We start from the raw sequence: 16,639 nt of genomic DNA, 5'->3' as shown, positions 1-16,639 counted from the left end.
GGGTGGTGGCAAACGCCGTCCGCTACCCATGCCCGCCCGCACTGAGCCCCGCCCCCACAGCCGCCACGAACGCATCCGTCTCCGCTGACCGCCGACTCTTCAACCACAGCGCCGACGTCCGCCAAGCCAACGGGTCACCAACCAGCGGCCGCCACACAATTCCAGCGGGAAGCGGCGTCCACGGCTCCTCATTGAAGTGCACACCCCGGCCGGCCAGGATCAGTCCATGTGTGAAGTGCTGGTTCCTGGCGTGAACAATGGCCGCGGGCAAGTACCCAGCGTCCCGGCAGGTGTGCAGGAACGAGTCGTATAAGGTGGGGGCCATGTGCCGCGGGAAGATGATCAACGAGCTCCCGGCCAAGTCGCCCAAGCGCACAGAAGACGCAGAAGCCAACGGGTGCGAGGCATTCAGCACCACACCCAGTGCCCGCGAGAACACCGGCCCCGACTCGAAACCCACGCTGCTCAAAGGGTGACGGACCACCGCAACGTCCAGTTCGCCGTCGCGCAGTCGCTCAACCTGCTCCACGGTGGTGAGCTCGTGCAGGTTCAGCAGGACATCAGGGGCAAGCGAGCTAAACGAAGAAACCATCGTGGACAGCGCCACAGGGTTCGTGTCCGGCGGCACGGCCACCTGCAGGATGCCCGAAGCGCCCGGGCGGATCCGCCGCATCGATTCCTGAGCCATGGCCACGTGATCCAGGACTCCGCGCGCGTGTTCCAGCAGCAAAGCCCCGGCCTCGGAAAGCTCGACGCCGGTGCGTCGCCGATGGAACAACTGCACCCCGAGTTCTTTCTCCAGGTCCTTGATCCGCTGCGAAAGTGGCGGCTGGGCCATATGCAGACGCTGTGCCGCGCGGCCGAAATGGAGCTCCTCGGAGAGCACCACAAAGTACTTGAGATGGTGGAGGTCCATCTGCGCACCATATCAGTTTGGTATCAAGGTGAGTAGATATTGATGTTAGACGGGTCACAATTGCCGATGGTCAGATGGGAACCAAGAAGCCCAACGAACCAAAGGAAACGCCCCAATGTCCCAAGATGTCCTCTTCGAACAGACCGGCCCCACCTCCATCATCACCCTCAACCGCCCGGACAAGCTCAACGCCTGGACCGAAGCCATGCGCAACGAACTCATCGGCCACCTGGAAGGCCTCAAAGGCAACGACGAAATCCGCACCGTCATCCTCACGGGAACCGGCCGCGCCTTCTGCGCCGGACAGGATCTGGCCGAGACTGCGTCCATGAACCCGGAGGACCACGAATCCGCCGAGGCTTGGATTGACGGTTTTGACCGTCTTTACCGCGCCGTCCGCAACCTCGATCAGGTCACTATTGCCGCAGTCAACGGCGTCGCCGCAGGCTCTGGTTTCCAGTACTCACTACTAGCGGATCTCCGCGTCGGCGACTCCAAAGTCCGCATGGGCCAACCCGAAGTCCTCTCCGGCATCCCCAGCATCACCGGGATCTGGGCCATGTGGAGCATCCTCGGCAAGTCCAAGACCTCCCAGTTCGTCCTCACCGGTGAACTGGTGGACGCTGCCGAGGCTCAGCGGCTTGGCCTCCTTAACTACGTGGCGGACGACGGCGGCGTGCTGGCTTACGCGAAGGACCTCGCCTCGCGCTTGAGCCTCCTTCCTCCGGGTGCGGTCCGACTGACGAAGAACCGTTTGCGCAGCTTGGAAGATGACGACCTGGCGGACGCCATGGCAGAAGCCAAGCGCGTCCACCGAGAGGCCTACGGCACCGGCGAACCACAGCGCGAGATGGCCCGCTTCCTCGCTGGCCGCCGCTAAGCCGCGAAGCAGGAGGCAAAACCATGACAACCACAGCAACCCAAGACCGCTACACCGAACTACGAAACTCCCACCGCTGGGAGGTTCCCGAGCTCTACAACATGGCCGTCGACGTCGCCGACCACCACCCAAGGGACAAGCGGGCTCTCATCCTGGAGTCCGCCGTCGAAGGTCAACGAGAGGTGAGTTGGGGCGAAATCCAGGACCGCTCACGGCAAATCGCAGCAACCCTCCAACGAGCCGGCATCAAGAAGGGCGACCGCGTCGCCGTCCTGCTGCCGCAGCGTGCCGACACCTCGGCCGCCTATCTGGGCGTGCTTCGGACCGGCGCCATACTGGTCACGATGTCTCTGCTCTGGGCCGCGGAACCCATCCGATTCAGGCTTGAGGACAGCGGCGCGTCGGTGATCATCGCCGAGGATTCCGCGAAGCACCTCTTCGAGGACTACGACGGAACGTTCATCGACATCGACAGCCCGGAAATCGCCACCCAAACCACTGAATTCCAGAACGTCGAAACCAAAGCCGACGACCCCGCCCTCATCTTCTACACTTCGGGAACCACCGGCCGCGCCAAGGGAATCGTCCACGCGCACCGCACGCTCCTCGGCCACAACGAGTTCGAGTACTGCCACCAACTCGGCGACGGCGATGTGTTCTACGGCGCGGGGGACTGGGCGTGGTCGCTCGCCAAACTCATGGGCCCGCTTCGGCTCGGCGCCACGCACCTCGTGTTCCGGCCGGAAGGCGGCTTCGACCCCACGGCGCTGCTGGACGCCATGAGCCACCACCGCGTCACCAGCGCCCTGGTCAATCCGACGTTCCTGCGCAAGATGCGCGAGGACGTGCCCGACGCCGGTACTCGCTTCCCGCTGTCCCTGCGGACGGTTTGCTCGTCCAATGAGCCGCTGACGCCGGACTTGATCGCTTGGTTCCAGTCGCAGTACGGGGTGACAATGCTCGATTACTACGGCTCCACGGAGTCCTATCCGCTGCTGGGCAACTACCCGGATGTGCCCGTCAAACCAGGCTCGATGGGTAAGCCGCTGCCAGGTTGGGAAGTCCGCCTGCTGGACGAGGATGGGCAGGAAGTGGCGGCCGGCGAGACCGGTGAGATCTGCCTGCGTGCCCGATCCAACCCGCAGTTTCCCTTGGGATACTGGAATATGCCGGAGGCGTCAGCCGCCGCGTTCGGTGGCGATTGGTACCACACGAAGGACCAAGCCTACGCGGACGACGACGGCTACTTCTGGTTCCTGGGGAGGACCGATGACGTCATCAAAACGTCCGGCTACCGTGTGGGGCCGTACGAGCTGGAGGCAGTCATTCGCGAACTCGATCCCGTGCGGGACGTGTCGGTGACCGGCGTGCCCGATGAGCTCCGCGGCCAGTCCATCAAGGCTTGGATCGAACTGATGCCCGGTCACGCTGGGGGAGCGGACCTGAGCGAAACCATCGTGGCGCATGTGAAGGAGAACTTCTCCCGCTTCGCTTACCCGCGATTCATTGAATACGTCTCCGCGCTACCTAAGTCGGCCACCGGAAAAGTCCAGCGGGCCCAGCTCCGCGAACTCCCACACGTTGTAGCCTCTCCCCGCCTCGAAGGACAACAATCATGAATACGATGACCGAGAAAGTCGCTGAAACTGAGTCTTCCCCCCGGCGCAGCCTCAAGCGCGTCGCTGCGGCAGCCGCCGTCGGAAATTTTGTCGAATGGTTCGACTCCGCGGCTTATGCGGTCATGTCCGTGACCATCGCGAAGCTCTTCTTCCCGGACTATTCAACGACGGCGTCACTCCTGGCCGTGTGGGCGATCTTCGCCGGCGGCTTCATCGCCAGGCCGCTCGGTGCGGCTTTCTTTGGACGTTACGGTGACCGGATTGGCAGGAACAAAATGCTTGGGCTGTGCGTGCTGATCATGAGCGCTGCGACGTTCTGCATCGGTATCCTGCCGACTTTTGCTGTGATCGGTATTTGGGCTCCGATTCTGCTTTTCGTGTTCCGTGCGGTTCAGGGCTTTACGACAGGTGGTGAGTACACAGGATCCTCGGCGTTCATCGTGGAGTATGCGCCGGAAGGTAAGCGCGCCACCTACGCCAGCATCATCCCGGCCACTGTCGGCCTGGCTTCGGTTGCCGGTGCGTTGCTCGGCGCGGCCATTACTGCGACTCTGAGCCCGGCCGACCTTCAGGCTTGGGGCTGGCGAATCCCCTTCCTGCTCGCAGCCCCGCTCGGCCTCATTGGCCTCTACATCCGATCCAGGGTGGACGACACTCCGGTATTCCGTGGCCTGGAGAAGAAGGGCAAGGTGGCGAAGAAGCCCTTGGGTGATGCCATCCGGCTTTGCGCACGGCAGATCTTCACACTGTTTGGCTACAGCATCACCAACGCGATCGCTTACTACCTGATGAGCAGCTACATGATCGCGTACATGACCTCGAGCCTTCACTACTCAAGCACTGAATCGATGATCACGAGCGTAGTCACGATGCTGGTGTACACAGCAGTGTGCCCTCTGGCCGCACGTGCCAGCGACCGTTACGGCCGCAAGCGGATGCTGCTGGTAGCGTGTGTTGGCTTTGTGGTGATGACCATTCCGGCATTCTCCATCATGCCTTTGGGACTCGGTTTCGCGATCTTGGGCACCAGTGTCCTGGGTGCTTTGGTTGCGGTGATTGGTACGTCCAACGTTCCGGCCCTGGTGGAGATGTTCCCTTCATCGGTCCGTGCTTCCGGGTCTGCGATCGGTTACACCTTGGCCTACGTCCTGTTCGGTGGGACGGCTCCGTTCGTGGCGACCGGATTGGTGGCTGGCTTCGGGACTCCGTTGGCGCCGGCGTTCTACCTGATGGGGATGGCCTTGGTGTCCGCGGTGGTTGTGGTGTTGTTCTTCCGTGAGACGAAGGATCTGTCGCTTTCGCGGACGACGGTTCTGTAGGAATTTGTCACTGATGCTTGCTTCGAAAGCAGGAATCAAGTATCCATGAGTCTTTGCCGTACAACAGCGAGCCCCGAGGGCTATCTCGGGGCTCGCTGCATGAGATCAAAATCTACGACTCAGCACCGCCGGAATCCTGGCTGGTCAACGCATCGTTTTCAAGTTCACGACGAGCATCCTTGATTGCATTCTTTACGGCACGATAAATGACACCGTAAAGGACATACAGGAATATTGCCGCAAAGATCAGCGGTACAAAAAGCGTGAGAGTGAGATCCAAGTTAGAGGGCTCCATAGATCGGCTGGGAAGACTTGCGCAGGACGTCACCCTGGCTGTTATATCCAATGTTCAGGAATCCCCAACCAACAGACACGCTGGCGACACTCCCACCACGGTTTGCCTCGTACGAGAATGCAATTCCCACCTGCGCCGGACCACCAACTGTGCAATTGGCCGCGTTCAGCGTCGATGTGACGTACCCATTGTCGGTCAGGTTTGCGAAACCGGAAGTACCATCTGCAATATTCCAAATGGGGGACTTTGAGCCCACACCGGCGTCCCGCAGGGTGGCACGATTGGTGACCGTTCCATCATACTTGCCGGTATTGGCCAGGAGATTTCCGTGCCGAACACAGTCAGGATAAGTGAACTGCAAGGAAGCCAAGTCCTCGGGGGCGCCTTGGCCGACGAAGTCATCCCGCCAGTTCCACTGGCCATAGACCTTCAACTGGCGGCTTCCCTGTGCCAGCGGCACGTACGTGACGAAGACATTGAAGGCGTCCTGCGGGAAAGCCATCGTCTGAAGCCCCGTGCTCTCGCCATTCAGGACAGCTTGGGCATGCTCCGCGCTGACCTCACCCTCATTGTTCAGCGAGATTCGGGTGCTCTGTCCCGTCAACTTCTTTGAAAGTTTGTTGAGCCCAACAATGTCCTGAGGGTTGTTTGCAACAAACTGATCAATTTGCGCTTCAATTTCAGCATTGGAGAGCTTCTTTCCGACTTCGGCACTCGCCGGCGTGGCCGCAAGTCCGATAAGCAAGGCCGAGCTTGCGATAACGGCCATTTGCTTACGTAATTTCCCCATTTCCCCCCAAATATTTCTGTTGCTGAATTAATGCATGGATCACAGTATAGGACGTCGTGGCGAACAGCAAGTCATATGAGCACACCCAAAAATAGATTAGGCACTATAGACGAATCACCGTTTCATTTCCAGTCAATTCATTAGAAAGTGCTGCCCTTGGCATGCTGTCCCCGCGACAAATAGAAGGTGACCTTAACTCCGTCGGGGTCTGTGGCAGTCACGACTACGCGTCATGAATTGCCTATTCGGAAGGCCGATCCGCGCCCGCAGAAGACGAACTGTAGAACCGTCCATACTTGGCCAGCACCAAATACATGACGACGGCGGTGACCCCACCCAGGAGGGGTCCGGCCCAGATCGCTATGGACGTTCCATGAATGAGGATCGCCGCGGCCGTGAAGGCAGACGCGAGGAGGCTAATTGCTGGTGCATCTGAGGCGGTCTCCCAATCGGTCACGGCCGCAACAGTGAGGGCCAGCCCATAAGAGATGGCTAAACCTAGCCAGTAGCTTCGGATCCGCTTGGCTGAGTTCGCGTTCATCGTAGGTTCCCCCAAAGATTCTTCACTGCCGGTTGCGTCTATGGATAAGTGTCGCTGGATGGCGAGGTGGACATCGCCCCAGGTGGAGGCGTCATGGATGGCGGCTGCCTCGACATGATCGGGCATTGATTCCACCACCTAGACCACCATTCCCCTCCACCTAGATAGCCCCGCGCGGCACTTATCTTTGGGGCATTCCACCACCTAGTTTCGATTTCCTCCTCTGTGGCACCTTCTCCAGCCCATAGCTTCGTTCCAAGAACGACGGAAACTATTGGGGGTTGGGGAATTGACGTTGAGTCAGCAACAGACCACTGCCGCGGCGGTAGATCAGTGGATTACCGGCATACCGGGGCGCATCGCAGGCCACGTAGTTTTCGTGGAGAATCCCGAGCACACTGACTACGCAAAAACATTGGCCGGTGAGGGCTCCGTCATCCTTGCCCTCAATGGCGACAGGGACGACGAAGCCATCACAGCCGTGTCCGGCTCGTTCGATGCCGCCGGAGAAGAACTCTTGGTGAACGGCACGCTCAGCCTGGAGATTCAGGATTACGTAGCCATTCCCTTCGTGAATCTTGTGGGGGTCACGCTCGTCCGCATCATCTCCGACGATGACTGGCTGGCATTCTTCGACGACGCCGACGAAGCCCGCCGTTCGGGCCACTTTATTCGTCAGCTCATCGAGGTCAATGCCGTCTTGGCCGAACGCGGATTGTTGACCGGACAAAGCTGCCAGGATCTCGCGAGGCTGCACATTGCGGCCGACGGAACAGTCCTCAGTGGTCCGTACGGCGCGAAGATCGGCCGAATTGGCGATCCCTTTTCCGATCTCCAAAGAAGATCGCTCGCGCTCCAGCCGGAGTCTTCGATTGCCTCCATCCGCGACCCCCGTAGTGTTCGCGAATCGCTGGCAGCCAGACCATGGATTCCCCGCTACCTGGCAGCGTTGGATGCCTGGAAGTTCATATCCAGGGAGGACCGTGCAAGCACTCAATTTGTTGGCTTCGGCCTAAGCCTCTACGGAGCATCCACAAATGGCGAGCTGCCATCGCCCGGTGCGCCGTTCATCATTCGACATGGTGGCGAGCACAGTCTTTTGGACACTCAGTCCGGACGCGTCTTCAAGGTCGGGATTGACGCAGCTACCATCATCGAGGCCATCTCCAACTTGCGGGACGTCAGCGCTGCCGTCGCGGTCGTAGCGTCGGCCCTCAACGTCCCAGAGGCCGTAGCAACAGGATCCGTCACGGCAATCCTGAATCAGTTCGAGCAGCTCGGCATTGACCTCATCGGCACTAAACGATGACCGTACCTCTAAAACACCAGGCACAGATCCCGCTCTGGGTTCCACTTGTAAGCCAGCACGATTTCGAGGCAGCAAGCTACACAGCGGTCAGGGCCCAGGGGGTCCATGTAAATTTCGAGGACGGGCAGCGACGACTCTGCGCAAAGAGCGGCCTGTGGAACACAAACCTTGGCTATGGGAATGCACAGATTGCAGAGTCGATAGCCAGTGAACTGGAAACAGCGTCCTACCTGCCGCTTTTCCGGACTGCGCACCGCAAGGCCATTGAGGCAGCCACGGCACTCCTTGAATTGCCGAAGCATCACTTCGAGCGCGTTCTCTTCTCGACGTCCGGAGGTGCCGCCAACGACGCCGTTATGAAACTCGCGCGCCACTACTTCGTCCTGGACAAACAACCCGAACGCAAACTCGTCATCGGGCTAAGCGGCAGCTACCACGGGCTCACCTACGGCAGCCAGGCACTCAGCGGCGACGACCTCGGCCAAGCCGTATATGGGGTGGACAGGCGGAACGTCCGGCATATCCGGTTCGACGACGGAGGCGTGGAGTTGGCCCAACTCATGCAACGGGAGGGGCACCGCGTAGCAGCAGTGGTGGTTGAGCCCGTCCTTGGTTCGGGTGCGGAAGTTGTACCGGACTCTTTCCTGGCTGCACTCCTCAAACACCGGGATGAGCATGGTTTCCTCGTCGTAGCTGACGAAGTCGCCACCGGGTTCGGCCGTATCGGAGGGTGGTTCGCTTCAGATGAGTGGCGGGAAGCCCCGGACGTCGTTGTCACTTCCAAGGGACTTACCAACGGCACCAGCGCATGTGCCGCCCTCCTCATCGGCCAGCGCATAAGCCAGCTCTTCGATAAGAACGAGGCCGTCTTTGTCCACGGCGAAACCCAAGCCGGAACCCCAGCTACCTGTGCTGCGGTTCTCGCCACGATCTCCGAGATGAAAAGGCTGGATCACAACACTCTGACTCACCGGGTGTCCGAAGGCCTCGACCAGCTCATTGCCAAACTCCAGGCAAGTCCAGGGGTTGCCGGGTCCTCTGGACGGGGGTGCTTGCGGGGCGTCCTGCTGCGAACCGACAGTGGATCACCCCTTTCTCCGAACGGTGTCCTGGCGGTCGTCCGGCGGATCCATCAAGCCGGGGCAATCGTGCAGCCTGGGCCAGGCCGGATCCAGCTGCTGCCAGCACTGATCTATACACGGGAGAACTTCGGGGAACTGCATGCGGCCATGGTCGATGGGCTGGCAAAGGCGGAACGCGATGGTGTTTTCGCATGATCGCCGATCGCATATGGAACACGCGATGCGTCGTCCTCGACCCAGGGATGGCACCCAAATATATCGGCGGACTCACCCGTGGCCGGACCGGACTCGTGGTGGACAAGGCACTCACGGGTCAGAGGGATGCGTTGTTGGCGCGCGACCTAAAGGGAGCGCCAACACTGGAGCTGAACGCTGCCCCGGTCACAGTCGCAACCCTGCGGGTTGTGGGCAGCTTTGTCCGCAAACACGGACTTCGGACAGTTGTGGGACTTGGCGGCGGTTCCGTGATGGATGCAGTGAAACTCGCGGCATTGTTCACTGCGGACCCGAGCCTCACGGTCTTCGTCGAACGCCATGCCAAACGTTCGGGTCTGGTAGTCCTGCCTCCGGTCGCCTATCCAAACGAGCGCTCCCGCACCATCCTCATGCCGTCAACCGTGGGGACCGGCGCTGAAGTCAGCGCAGTAGCGTGCCTGGACACCGCCGTCGGACGCCGTTTGATCTCCTCACGTCACCTCACAGGTGACGTGGCCGTGCTCGACGCCGACAATCTCGCCACCCTGCCCACGCAGCTGCTTTTCGAAGGGTTGCTTGAGGCGTTCCTCCGGGTGGCAGGGACCATGATTGGCAGCAGCCCAAGCGTGTTCGACGACGACGGTCACTCACTTTTGGCGCGGATCGTCCGGCTCGGGAATCGAGTGACACGTGAGGATGCGCCCGAGCTGAGACTGACGGCAGCCCACCTCAGCATGGAGACCCACACCGGCTGGGCCCTGATCGGCCGTGATCCGTACGGAGCGAAGCACTGGTATGTCGCCAACGAACTCGCCCACGTCACTGGGGCCCGAAAGATGACCGCCACCGCCTCGGTGATGGGTCCCATCTGGGCTGAGATAGCCAAGGGAAACGCAGCCTGGGGAGACCAACAAAGACTCCTGAAGCTCTGGTCCGTGGTTGTAGATGCGGATCCTTCATTGGATTCCAACCCCGCCAAAGGCATCAACCAATTGATGTGGCGGTGGGGCATTGCGGGTCTGGACGTCATCGGGGAGCAGGCGTTGATGAAGACTTCCGAGGCCGCCCTCCGGAACTGGGGCGGTGGGCTGCCGATGCTGCGGGGCATTGATGCCGTGCAGGTCCAGCATGTCCTCTCCAAAGCAGGGCTGGAACAACAAATCTTGCCAGGCCCAGTGGGCGAGCTACGAGCGGTAAGGGAAAGGGGGTGAGCACCATGAGCAGCACTCTTGCACCCAGGACTTTGGACCTCAACGTCCAGGAACTGGAAAGCATCGATGTCCCTGACGACTGGAGCGAACGCATCCACGGCATCACCGTGGGCCTCGCATTGATCGGGATCGCCGTCAGCATCACCTGACGAATACGCGCAGTCCGTCAACCCACAGCGAAGGGAGGTGAACGCAAATGCAGAAACAGCTCAACATCTCCATCCAGGAGATCGAGTCGCTGGAAACCCCGGACTTCAACAACTGGTTCATCGGAGTGTCCCAGGGAGTTGCCATCGGCATTATCGCCGTCAGCATTACCTAACCGTCCCGGAAACGGAACGGGTAAACGACAAAAGACCAACAACAAAGAAAGGAGAACGGAATGATCGCAAACCCGAACTTGCAGCTGACCATCGAAGAACTGGAGAACCTCGACACCCCGGACGATACGCCGTGGTACATGCGCGTTGGTGACGTCATCATCATCGCCGGCATCTTTGTCGGAATCGCCGCCACCTAGCTGGTGCACGCGGGCGGCGCGACCTTTCGCTGCCGCCCGCGTGTAACCGGACACCAACCAACTCCCGGAGAACACGAGCTGATGAATACCCCGCCCGACAAATCTGCCGATGCCATCCTTCGCGTCCTTGGCCACATGGATCCACCCGAGGATCTATACAGCGTTTCAGGGTCACGCCTTTACGATCAGATCACTGCTGGCGACCTGACTGAACTTCCCGAGATCCTGGCTGCGGCAAGAAAAACCACCGGCCCCATTCTTGAACTGGCTGCGGGATCGGGCCGGATCACCCGCCCTCTCCTTGCCCTCGGACGTCCGCTGACCGCCGTCGATTCTTCGCCGGAAATGCTCGCGATACTCGCGGAAAGGATCGCAACCACGGCGTTCAATCCCCGCGGGGTGGCGGTGGAGCTGGTCGAAGCGGATATGTCCCGATTTGAGGTCGACGGCGGCTACGGTTGCGTCGTTCTCGGCGCAAGTTCCATCACGCTCCTGGATCCTCATGGCAGGAGGGAGTTGTTCGGCCGCGTCCGTGACTGCTTGACGCCCGGCGGCCGCTTCCTCTTGACAGTACTCAACGCGGACAGTCACCAGGCCTCGGAAGGACACGACGGTGGCACGACAGTTTCGGCGCTGGGCGAGGACGCATTCCTCATCACCGTGGAAAGTCGTGATCCGATGAACGGGGCCCGACACGTGACCATGATCCATGTCGGCTTCAATGAAGAGGGTACGTACCGATCGTCCGCGTATTCGAGCGACATCGCTTTCGTCAGTAACAGCCTCATCGAGGAGGAAGTGCTGGCAGAGGGTCTCACTATCCTCGAACGGCGGCCTGTCCGCATCGCCACCCCGGTGCCGGGGCTGAACGACATCGAGTTGTGGGTGTGTGGCAGGTGAGCATCGATCCTGTACGTACTCTTGATCCTTCGTTCGGGCTGGTGTCCGAGGCGACGGTCTACCTGCCCAACGATGTTGGGCTCTGGCGCACCGTAGCTTCGCTGGCAAATGGGCGCCCGGATGGGAAAGGGTTCGCAACCGCCGTCGGAGCTTTTGACGTGAAGAAGCGGTCCTCCATGACACGGGGCGCTGGCGAGGCCGTTGAGCGTTTCGCGTTGGTGCCCGGCGCGGCTGACGTCGAACATCTTCTTGCCGGGAGCGCCGGAACGGACAAGCGCATCGATTTCGTCACCGCAGGGTTGGGCCGCGCATCTGCCCTCGCCTTCGACTTCCCGTGGTACCGGGCAACGGATTTGCTGACGGGCCAGGAATCGCACGTGCCAGCTGCCGTGGTGGACTACAGCGTCGGCGCCTCCACGTCTCCCGAACCTTGGAGCCGCTTTTTTGACCCTTCGCCGAACGGCGCAGCTTCCGGGCCGTCAGACCGCTTTGCGCAAGTATCCGGCATCGGCGAAGTCATTGAGCGGGATGCCTTCCTTTCCGCATGGCGCCAGAGGATTCCGCTCAACAAGTTCGTGTCTGGGGCGATGCCGGCAGACGTGCTCGACGCGCCCGGGACACGGAGTTTCCTGCGGCTCGTGGCGGCTGCACGCGCTGCAGGCATTGAGCCCACCCTCGCTTTCATTCCGCACAATGAAAGTCCGTTGCATGTAGCGGTCTGCGTCATCACCGGCCCCCGGGAGCCCGGGCACTTCGGTGCCGTTGGCCTCAAGGCAGCAGCCGATCCCGTCGTCGCACTGGCGGGAGCCCTCCAGGAAGGCCTGCAGATCCGCGAACTCTTCCTGGCACGAACGCCCTCAACAGTTTCATCATCGCAGGTGACAGACGACGAATCCCGTGCTGACTTCTGGACCACCGGGCAGGCCTTGGCTGAACTGCATTTGTGGGTTCGAACCTTCAGACCCGCCCACTTTCCGCCGGTCAAACACGTACCGAACGTCGATGCCCTGGTGAAGTACTTGGCGAGGCGTGACATTCAGTCGCACTGGGTCAGCCTCACCCACCGCCTCCCAGCAGCCATTCAGGAGCTCGGCTGGGTAGCCGGCAAGGCGATTTGCCCAGGCGCGGTTCCGTTGACGATGGATGAAACCAAAGGACTGGTCCGTATGCCCCCAGGATCTGTCGGTGACCCATCCGGCTCGTCCACAACACCGCACCCACTGATATGAGAAGGCCATATCTGTCCGGACCACCCAAGGTTCCGGTACCAGCCCAGTGGCCGGTGCAGCTGGCCGCATCGGCCTCCATTGATCAACCGTTACGCGATGGCGGTCCTTGGATTGTTGCCATGAACAGTGTGCCCAAAGCTCGCGTTTCAGCAGATGTAGCTGCTGTGCTCAGGACAATTGACGGCGAGAAAAATCCTGCCCAGGTTGCCCACCGCCTTGGGCCTCCTTGGACTGCCGCCGACGTCATGGGAATCGTTCGCCAGCTGACGCACACCGGCATCTTCGACGGCGGTGCGCACCCGCCGAGGGAACGCAGGGTCCAGTTCCGGGCACCGTTAACGGTGCAGTTCACCTTGTTCAATCCGGCGCCGTTCCTGACGATATTCCGGCCTGTTGTTGCTGCCATGGCGCGGCCAATAGCTGCGTTGCCGGTTGCCTTGCTCCTCATAGGCGGCATCCTCGGCGCCCTGGCAGCTGGGCCGGACGTTTGGCGGGTCTTGGCACGCCCACTGGCCCTGGATGTATACGTCAATGTTGCAGGTGCGATGTTGGCCTCCACGTTGTTGCATGAACTCGGCCATGGAATGGCCCTCAGCTACTTTGGCGGTACGCCTCGACGCATTGGCATCATGTTGTTCTACCTATCTCCGGCATTCTTCTGCGACGTAACCGATGGCTGGCGGTTGAGCTCCCGGAAGCAGCGGGTTGTGATTGCCCTGGCCGGGCCCCTGGTGCATCTTGGCTTAGGGAGCATTGCGCTGGCGGCGCAGGCTTTCCTACCGGCTTCCTCGGTGAAAGATGCGGCGCTGCTGTATGGGGTCATTTGTTGGGCCGTCGCCATTTTGAATCTCTTCCCGTTCATCAAGTTGGACGGTTACGTTGCCTTGATGTCCGCTGTGGACATTCCCCACCTTCGCCGGAAATCCATAAAGGCATTGGCCGACGTCCTTTGCTCAAGGTTTCTTGGAGCGCGCGCCACCTTTCGTGGTAACGGTTTGCTTCCCTGGTTCGGGTTGGCGAGCTCCATTGCAGGTGTCGGCTTCATGGTCATTGGCTTCCAACGCATCGTGCCGATTTTCCTGCAGCTCGGTTATGCAGGGCACATTGTGGTGTTTGCCGTCCTTTGCCTGCTCATCGTGGTGGCTTGCAGAAGCTTGATTCAGTTTTTCCGCATGGCCGCGCAGAATGGCAGCCCAGTGTGGAGGCATGCCGTCATCATGCTCCTGGGAACTCTTGCCATCGGGACGCTTCTCGTCGTAATCCCTGTACGTCCTGTGACCATTGCGGGCTACACCTATGTGAATGGTCAGCTGCTCATCGTGACTTCCAACCAAGCTGCCGATCAATCGCTGGAACCGGGCGACAGCGTCACCTTGCAGTCGCAGGGAATGATCATCCATCAAAACCTCGGCCGGGCCATCATTGGCGACCACCCGCCGTCGTCAACCATGGCACCGGTGGACACCGTAGTCCCGATAGCGCTCGCAGACACCACCCTGCCCGTGTTGGCGTACGTCGGCCAGTTGGAAGGAAGCGCCACCCTCCCTGCATCGGGGCGGGCGGAGGTAACCAACGGGCGTCAAACGAATGTGGCGGAGTGGCTCTGGCAAGCCATTTCACACTCGCCGTTATGGCCCGGACAAGCCGAACCCGACGACTCAACGAAAGGGCACTCATGACAATCCACGCCAGCTTCGAGGGATTCAGCAAGCGAAGGGGCCAACAGCTTGCCGTCGACGATCTAACGTTCAATGTGCCGGCCGGGCGGGTTGTGGGATTGATCGGCCCCAACGGTGCCGGAAAGAGTACGGCGCTCGCCGGGCTGACAGGCCTGGTGAAGGCGACGTCGGGTCGTGCAACGGTCTTCGGACTGGACTATCGCTCGCTCAAGAGGCCGGCCACCAAGGTTGGAGTGAACTTGGACGGGATGGAAGTGGAGCCCGGATTAACGGGGCGCCGCCATCTGCAGATCTGCCGGTTGGCAGCAGGGGTGGGTAGGGAAAACGTTGAGCGGGTCCTGGACCAGGTGGATCTTGCAGCCCACGCGGACAGGAAGGTCCGGGACTACTCGCTGGGCATGAAACAACGGCTCGGGATTGCATCCGCGATCATCGGAAACCCCCGGCTGCTTGTCCTCGATGAGCCTGCCAACGGTCTGGACCCGGAAGGCATCCAGTGGCTGCGCGGCTTTCTCCACGGGTTCGCCGAATCCGGCGGGAGTGCCTTGGTTTCAAGCCACCAGCTATTGGAGCTCGAACAAGTGGTCCACGACGTCGTCATCCTGAAGCAGCGGACGTTGTTCCACGGGACCCTTGAGGAAGCGAAGGTTCTTGGTGGCGGCAGCCTCGAATCGGCGTATTTCAAGATCCTGGAGGGTGCCCGGTGACGGGGCGTCCCCACTCCAACTGGGCCTGTGGACTACGGGCAGAGCTACTGAGGTACTTCAGCGGCTATTCGATTCTGGGCATCCTGGCCTTCAGCGCCTTGGTGCCCTGGTTCGTGGCCAACTTCCTGGGCTGGCCGGATAGTGCAGATCAGCTGTCCGCGACGGAAAATATTCAAGCGTTTTGGGCTCTGGCCACCAGCATTGCGATCGTGACCACGTTTGCCGGGAGCTACCTCGTGACACGGGAGTCCTATTACGGGACGCTCCGACACAGCGTAGTGATGTCCGGGCCAGTACAGCTTGTGGCGGTCAAGTACGCTGCTGCGCTCGTGGTTGGCCTTGGCACCCTGGCGGCGGGAATTCTGGCTTGGGGAGCCAGCGTCGTTTTCACCCTGACACCGGAATTGCGCGCAGAACTCTTCTCCCCAGAGTCCTGGCGGTCCTTGCCCGGCGTCGTGGCCGCGTCAGCTGTTGCTTCCCTGTGGGGTTGCTCGCTGGGCTGGATTATTCGGCATTACTACGCGACGACGATCGTCACCATGTTGATTCCGCTCGCCGTCGAACTGCCCGTCGTGGCAAACGAGCCCGAAATAGGGCGTTGGCTGCCCTCCGGCGCGTTGGCGGGCATTGCCTCCCTGCCTTTTGAGGGCCTTCTTCCACCAGGCTCCGCGTTCCTGGTGTCGCTGGCGTGGCTACTCGCAGCCGGCGCCTGCCTCGTCGCGGTGCTCCAGAGAAAGGAGTTCTAGGTGGTGCCCGCGCTTCTTGCCGATCTTCGCCGGCCGTGGCTGTGGAAAGGCTCCGGGATTGCGTCCGTGCTTGTTCTCGGTCTACTGGGCACGCTCCTGGTGGCAGCCAATCTGGAACCCACCACGGGTGGTCCTTCTCCCGAAGGACCTTTCCGAGAGGCAGGCCTGTCGCTCATGCTCACGGGTGCGGGCGTGATGGGCTCCTGCTCGTTCACGGCCGACTTCCGGGCGGGGTGCCTTACCCGCCGGGTCCTGTTGTTCCAAAGGATCCCGGCATTTATTGCCCGAGCTCTGACAACAGTTCTTGCAGCACTCCTGAGCGGTGTGATCGTCGGTGTCGCCTTCGGCTTGTCCGGAGCACTATTTCCAGAAGGATGGCAGGCCAGCCCACAGGTGGTGCTGGCCTTCGCTGGCATGGCGGCGATGGGATCCGTTTGGGGATTCGCGATCGGGTCCTTCATTCGTAGCCATCTTGTGAGCCTCTTCGCAGTTCCGCTGAGTCTGGTGGTTCCGCAGGTCCTGCCCCTGGGCAATGCCGGGGCGTACCTCTTTCCGTTCCAAGCTGCCGACTGGGCGAATCAAGCGGCAGTCCACATACCGCCGTCGGGGTCTTTCTCCGGGGCTCTTGCATGGCTGTTAATCGTCTTGGGGGCAGCCTGCGACGTGTTCTCCAAGCGTGACTTGGCCTGATAACCATCAAG

19 protein-coding genes are annotated in these 16,639 nt (G+C 60.9%); 15 read left to right on the top strand and 4 right to left on the bottom strand.

The window, feature by feature from the left end:
- Positions 1 to 22: 22 nt before the first annotated feature.
- Complete coding sequence (locus tag J2Y41_RS11055) at positions 23 to 916, bottom strand: LysR substrate-binding domain-containing protein (protein ID WP_224088999.1); 894 nt, start codon at positions 914 to 916, stop codon at positions 23 to 25.
- Positions 917 to 1,031: 115 nt separating this feature from the next.
- Between J2Y41_RS11055 and J2Y41_RS11050 the strand changes: the two genes are divergently transcribed.
- Genes J2Y41_RS11050 through J2Y41_RS11040 form a run of 3 tightly spaced genes read left to right on the top strand, consistent with a single transcriptional unit; the run spans position 1,032 to position 4,734 of the window.
- Positions 1,032 to 1,796 (top strand): enoyl-CoA hydratase/isomerase family protein, encoded by a 765-nt coding sequence (locus J2Y41_RS11050; protein WP_309928455.1) that lies wholly within the window; start codon positions 1,032 to 1,034, stop codon positions 1,794 to 1,796.
- A gap of 23 nt (positions 1,797 to 1,819) precedes the next feature.
- Positions 1,820 to 3,415, top strand: coding sequence for an AMP-binding protein (locus J2Y41_RS11045; protein ID WP_309928453.1), 1,596 nt, complete (start codon positions 1,820 to 1,822; stop codon positions 3,413 to 3,415).
- A complete protein-coding gene (locus tag J2Y41_RS11040; protein ID WP_309928452.1) occupies positions 3,412 to 4,734 on the top strand; it encodes an MFS transporter in 1,323 nt (440 codons plus the stop codon). Before J2Y41_RS11045 ends, J2Y41_RS11040 begins: the two co-directional genes overlap by 4 nt.
- A gap of 112 nt (positions 4,735 to 4,846) precedes the next feature.
- Here J2Y41_RS11040 and J2Y41_RS11035 read toward each other — a convergent pair whose 3' ends face one another.
- The 3 genes from J2Y41_RS11035 to J2Y41_RS11025 all read right to left on the bottom strand — a co-directional run bounded on the left by J2Y41_RS11035 (position 4,847) and on the right by J2Y41_RS11025 (position 6,486).
- Positions 4,847 to 5,014 (bottom strand): hypothetical protein, encoded by a 168-nt coding sequence (locus J2Y41_RS11035; RefSeq protein WP_224088992.1) that lies wholly within the window; start codon positions 5,012 to 5,014, stop codon positions 4,847 to 4,849.
- A gap of 1 nt (position 5,015) precedes the next feature.
- Complete coding sequence (locus J2Y41_RS11030) at positions 5,016 to 5,798, bottom strand: hypothetical protein (protein ID WP_309928451.1); 783 nt, start codon at positions 5,796 to 5,798, stop codon at positions 5,016 to 5,018.
- A gap of 262 nt (positions 5,799 to 6,060) precedes the next feature.
- Positions 6,061 to 6,486 carry a hypothetical protein gene (locus J2Y41_RS11025; protein WP_309928450.1) on the bottom strand — a complete coding sequence of 142 codons (426 nt, stop codon included), beginning with the start codon at positions 6,484 to 6,486 and terminating at the stop codon, positions 6,061 to 6,063.
- A 169-nt stretch (positions 6,487 to 6,655) separates the two neighbouring features.
- Here J2Y41_RS11025 and mpaB point away from each other — a divergent pair, with 169 nt between their 5' ends.
- The 12 genes from mpaB (at position 6,656) to J2Y41_RS10965 (ending at position 16,628) form a co-directional block, all read left to right on the top strand.
- Entirely contained in the window at positions 6,656 to 7,669 is a 1,014-nt protein-coding gene (mpaB, locus tag J2Y41_RS11020) for a daptide biosynthesis RiPP recognition protein (protein ID WP_309928449.1), read from the top strand.
- The gene (gene mpaD, locus J2Y41_RS11015) at positions 7,666 to 8,946 is read left to right on the top strand and encodes a daptide-type RiPP biosynthesis aminotransferase (RefSeq protein WP_309928448.1); all 1,281 of its coding nucleotides are present in this window, start codon (positions 7,666 to 7,668) and stop codon (positions 8,944 to 8,946) included. The genes mpaB and mpaD overlap by 4 nt, the downstream gene beginning before the upstream one ends.
- Complete coding sequence (gene mpaC / locus J2Y41_RS11010) at positions 8,943 to 10,157, top strand: daptide-type RiPP biosynthesis dehydogenase (protein WP_309928447.1); 1,215 nt, start codon at positions 8,943 to 8,945, stop codon at positions 10,155 to 10,157. Before mpaD ends, mpaC begins: the two co-directional genes overlap by 4 nt.
- A 5-nt stretch (positions 10,158 to 10,162) precedes the next feature.
- Positions 10,163 to 10,306, top strand: coding sequence for a daptide-type RiPP (locus J2Y41_RS11005; RefSeq protein ID WP_224165398.1), 144 nt, complete (start codon positions 10,163 to 10,165; stop codon positions 10,304 to 10,306).
- A gap of 47 nt (positions 10,307 to 10,353) precedes the next feature.
- Positions 10,354 to 10,479: a daptide-type RiPP gene (locus J2Y41_RS11000; protein WP_263422270.1), complete on the top strand. Its 126-nt coding sequence runs from the start codon at positions 10,354 to 10,356 to the stop codon at positions 10,477 to 10,479.
- A 60-nt stretch (positions 10,480 to 10,539) separates the two neighbouring features.
- Positions 10,540 to 10,677: a daptide-type RiPP gene (locus J2Y41_RS10995; protein ID WP_224088985.1), complete on the top strand. Its 138-nt coding sequence runs from the start codon at positions 10,540 to 10,542 to the stop codon at positions 10,675 to 10,677.
- An 81-nt stretch (positions 10,678 to 10,758) separates the two neighbouring features.
- Positions 10,759 to 11,577, top strand: coding sequence for a daptide-type RiPP biosynthesis methyltransferase (gene mpaM, locus J2Y41_RS10990; protein ID WP_309928446.1), 819 nt, complete (start codon positions 10,759 to 10,761; stop codon positions 11,575 to 11,577).
- The gene (locus J2Y41_RS10985; RefSeq protein WP_309928445.1) at positions 11,574 to 12,806 is read left to right on the top strand and encodes a YcaO-like family protein; all 1,233 of its coding nucleotides are present in this window, start codon (positions 11,574 to 11,576) and stop codon (positions 12,804 to 12,806) included. The genes mpaM and J2Y41_RS10985 overlap by 4 nt, the downstream gene beginning before the upstream one ends.
- Positions 12,803 to 14,485, top strand: a complete 1,683-nt coding sequence (gene mpaP / locus J2Y41_RS10980; RefSeq protein ID WP_309928444.1) for a daptide biosynthesis intramembrane metalloprotease — start codon at positions 12,803 to 12,805, stop codon at positions 14,483 to 14,485. The genes J2Y41_RS10985 and mpaP overlap by 4 nt, the downstream gene beginning before the upstream one ends.
- A complete protein-coding gene (locus J2Y41_RS10975; RefSeq protein ID WP_309928443.1) occupies positions 14,482 to 15,192 on the top strand; it encodes an ATP-binding cassette domain-containing protein in 711 nt (236 codons plus the stop codon). The genes mpaP and J2Y41_RS10975 overlap by 4 nt, the downstream gene beginning before the upstream one ends.
- Positions 15,189 to 15,938, top strand: coding sequence for a hypothetical protein (locus J2Y41_RS10970; RefSeq protein ID WP_309928442.1), 750 nt, complete (start codon positions 15,189 to 15,191; stop codon positions 15,936 to 15,938). Before J2Y41_RS10975 ends, J2Y41_RS10970 begins: the two co-directional genes overlap by 4 nt.
- Positions 15,939 to 16,628, top strand: a complete 690-nt coding sequence (locus J2Y41_RS10965; RefSeq protein ID WP_309928441.1) for a hypothetical protein — start codon at positions 15,939 to 15,941, stop codon at positions 16,626 to 16,628. It abuts the gene before it with no gap.
- Positions 16,629 to 16,639 lie beyond the last annotated feature (11 nt).

The organism is Arthrobacter sp. 1088 (assembly GCF_031455315.1).
Lineage (GTDB): Bacteria > Actinomycetota > Actinomycetes > Actinomycetales > Micrococcaceae > Arthrobacter.
This window is presented reverse-complemented; position numbering and strand designations above follow the sequence as displayed.

What these genes read in the sequence shown, in the direction of transcription:
- mpaP (WP_309928444.1), top strand. Translation starts at nt 12,803, where the DNA reads ATGAGAAGGCCATATCTGTCCGGACCACCCAAGGTTCCGGTACCAGCC.
- mpaD (WP_309928448.1), top strand. Translation starts at nt 7,666, where the DNA reads ATGACCGTACCTCTAAAACACCAGGCACAGATCCCGCTCTGGGTTCCA.
- J2Y41_RS11025 (WP_309928450.1), bottom strand. Translation starts at nt 6,486, where the DNA reads ATGCCCGATCATGTCGAGGCAGCCGCCATCCATGACGCCTCCACCTGG.
- mpaC (WP_309928447.1), top strand. Translation starts at nt 8,943, where the DNA reads ATGATCGCCGATCGCATATGGAACACGCGATGCGTCGTCCTCGACCCA.
- J2Y41_RS10995 (WP_224088985.1), top strand. Translation starts at nt 10,540, where the DNA reads ATGATCGCAAACCCGAACTTGCAGCTGACCATCGAAGAACTGGAGAAC.
- J2Y41_RS11045 (WP_309928453.1), top strand. Translation starts at nt 1,820, where the DNA reads ATGACAACCACAGCAACCCAAGACCGCTACACCGAACTACGAAACTCC.
- J2Y41_RS11050 (WP_309928455.1), top strand. Translation starts at nt 1,032, where the DNA reads ATGTCCCAAGATGTCCTCTTCGAACAGACCGGCCCCACCTCCATCATC.
- J2Y41_RS11000 (WP_263422270.1), top strand. Translation starts at nt 10,354, where the DNA reads ATGCAGAAACAGCTCAACATCTCCATCCAGGAGATCGAGTCGCTGGAA.
- J2Y41_RS11030 (WP_309928451.1), bottom strand. Translation starts at nt 5,798, where the DNA reads ATGGCCGTTATCGCAAGCTCGGCCTTGCTTATCGGACTTGCGGCCACG.
- J2Y41_RS11005 (WP_224165398.1), top strand. Translation starts at nt 10,163, where the DNA reads ATGAGCAGCACTCTTGCACCCAGGACTTTGGACCTCAACGTCCAGGAA.
- J2Y41_RS11040 (WP_309928452.1), top strand. Translation starts at nt 3,412, where the DNA reads ATGAATACGATGACCGAGAAAGTCGCTGAAACTGAGTCTTCCCCCCGG.
- J2Y41_RS11055 (WP_224088999.1), bottom strand. Translation starts at nt 916, where the DNA reads ATGGACCTCCACCATCTCAAGTACTTTGTGGTGCTCTCCGAGGAGCTC.
- mpaM (WP_309928446.1), top strand. Translation starts at nt 10,759, where the DNA reads ATGAATACCCCGCCCGACAAATCTGCCGATGCCATCCTTCGCGTCCTT.
- J2Y41_RS10975 (WP_309928443.1), top strand. Translation starts at nt 14,482, where the DNA reads ATGACAATCCACGCCAGCTTCGAGGGATTCAGCAAGCGAAGGGGCCAA.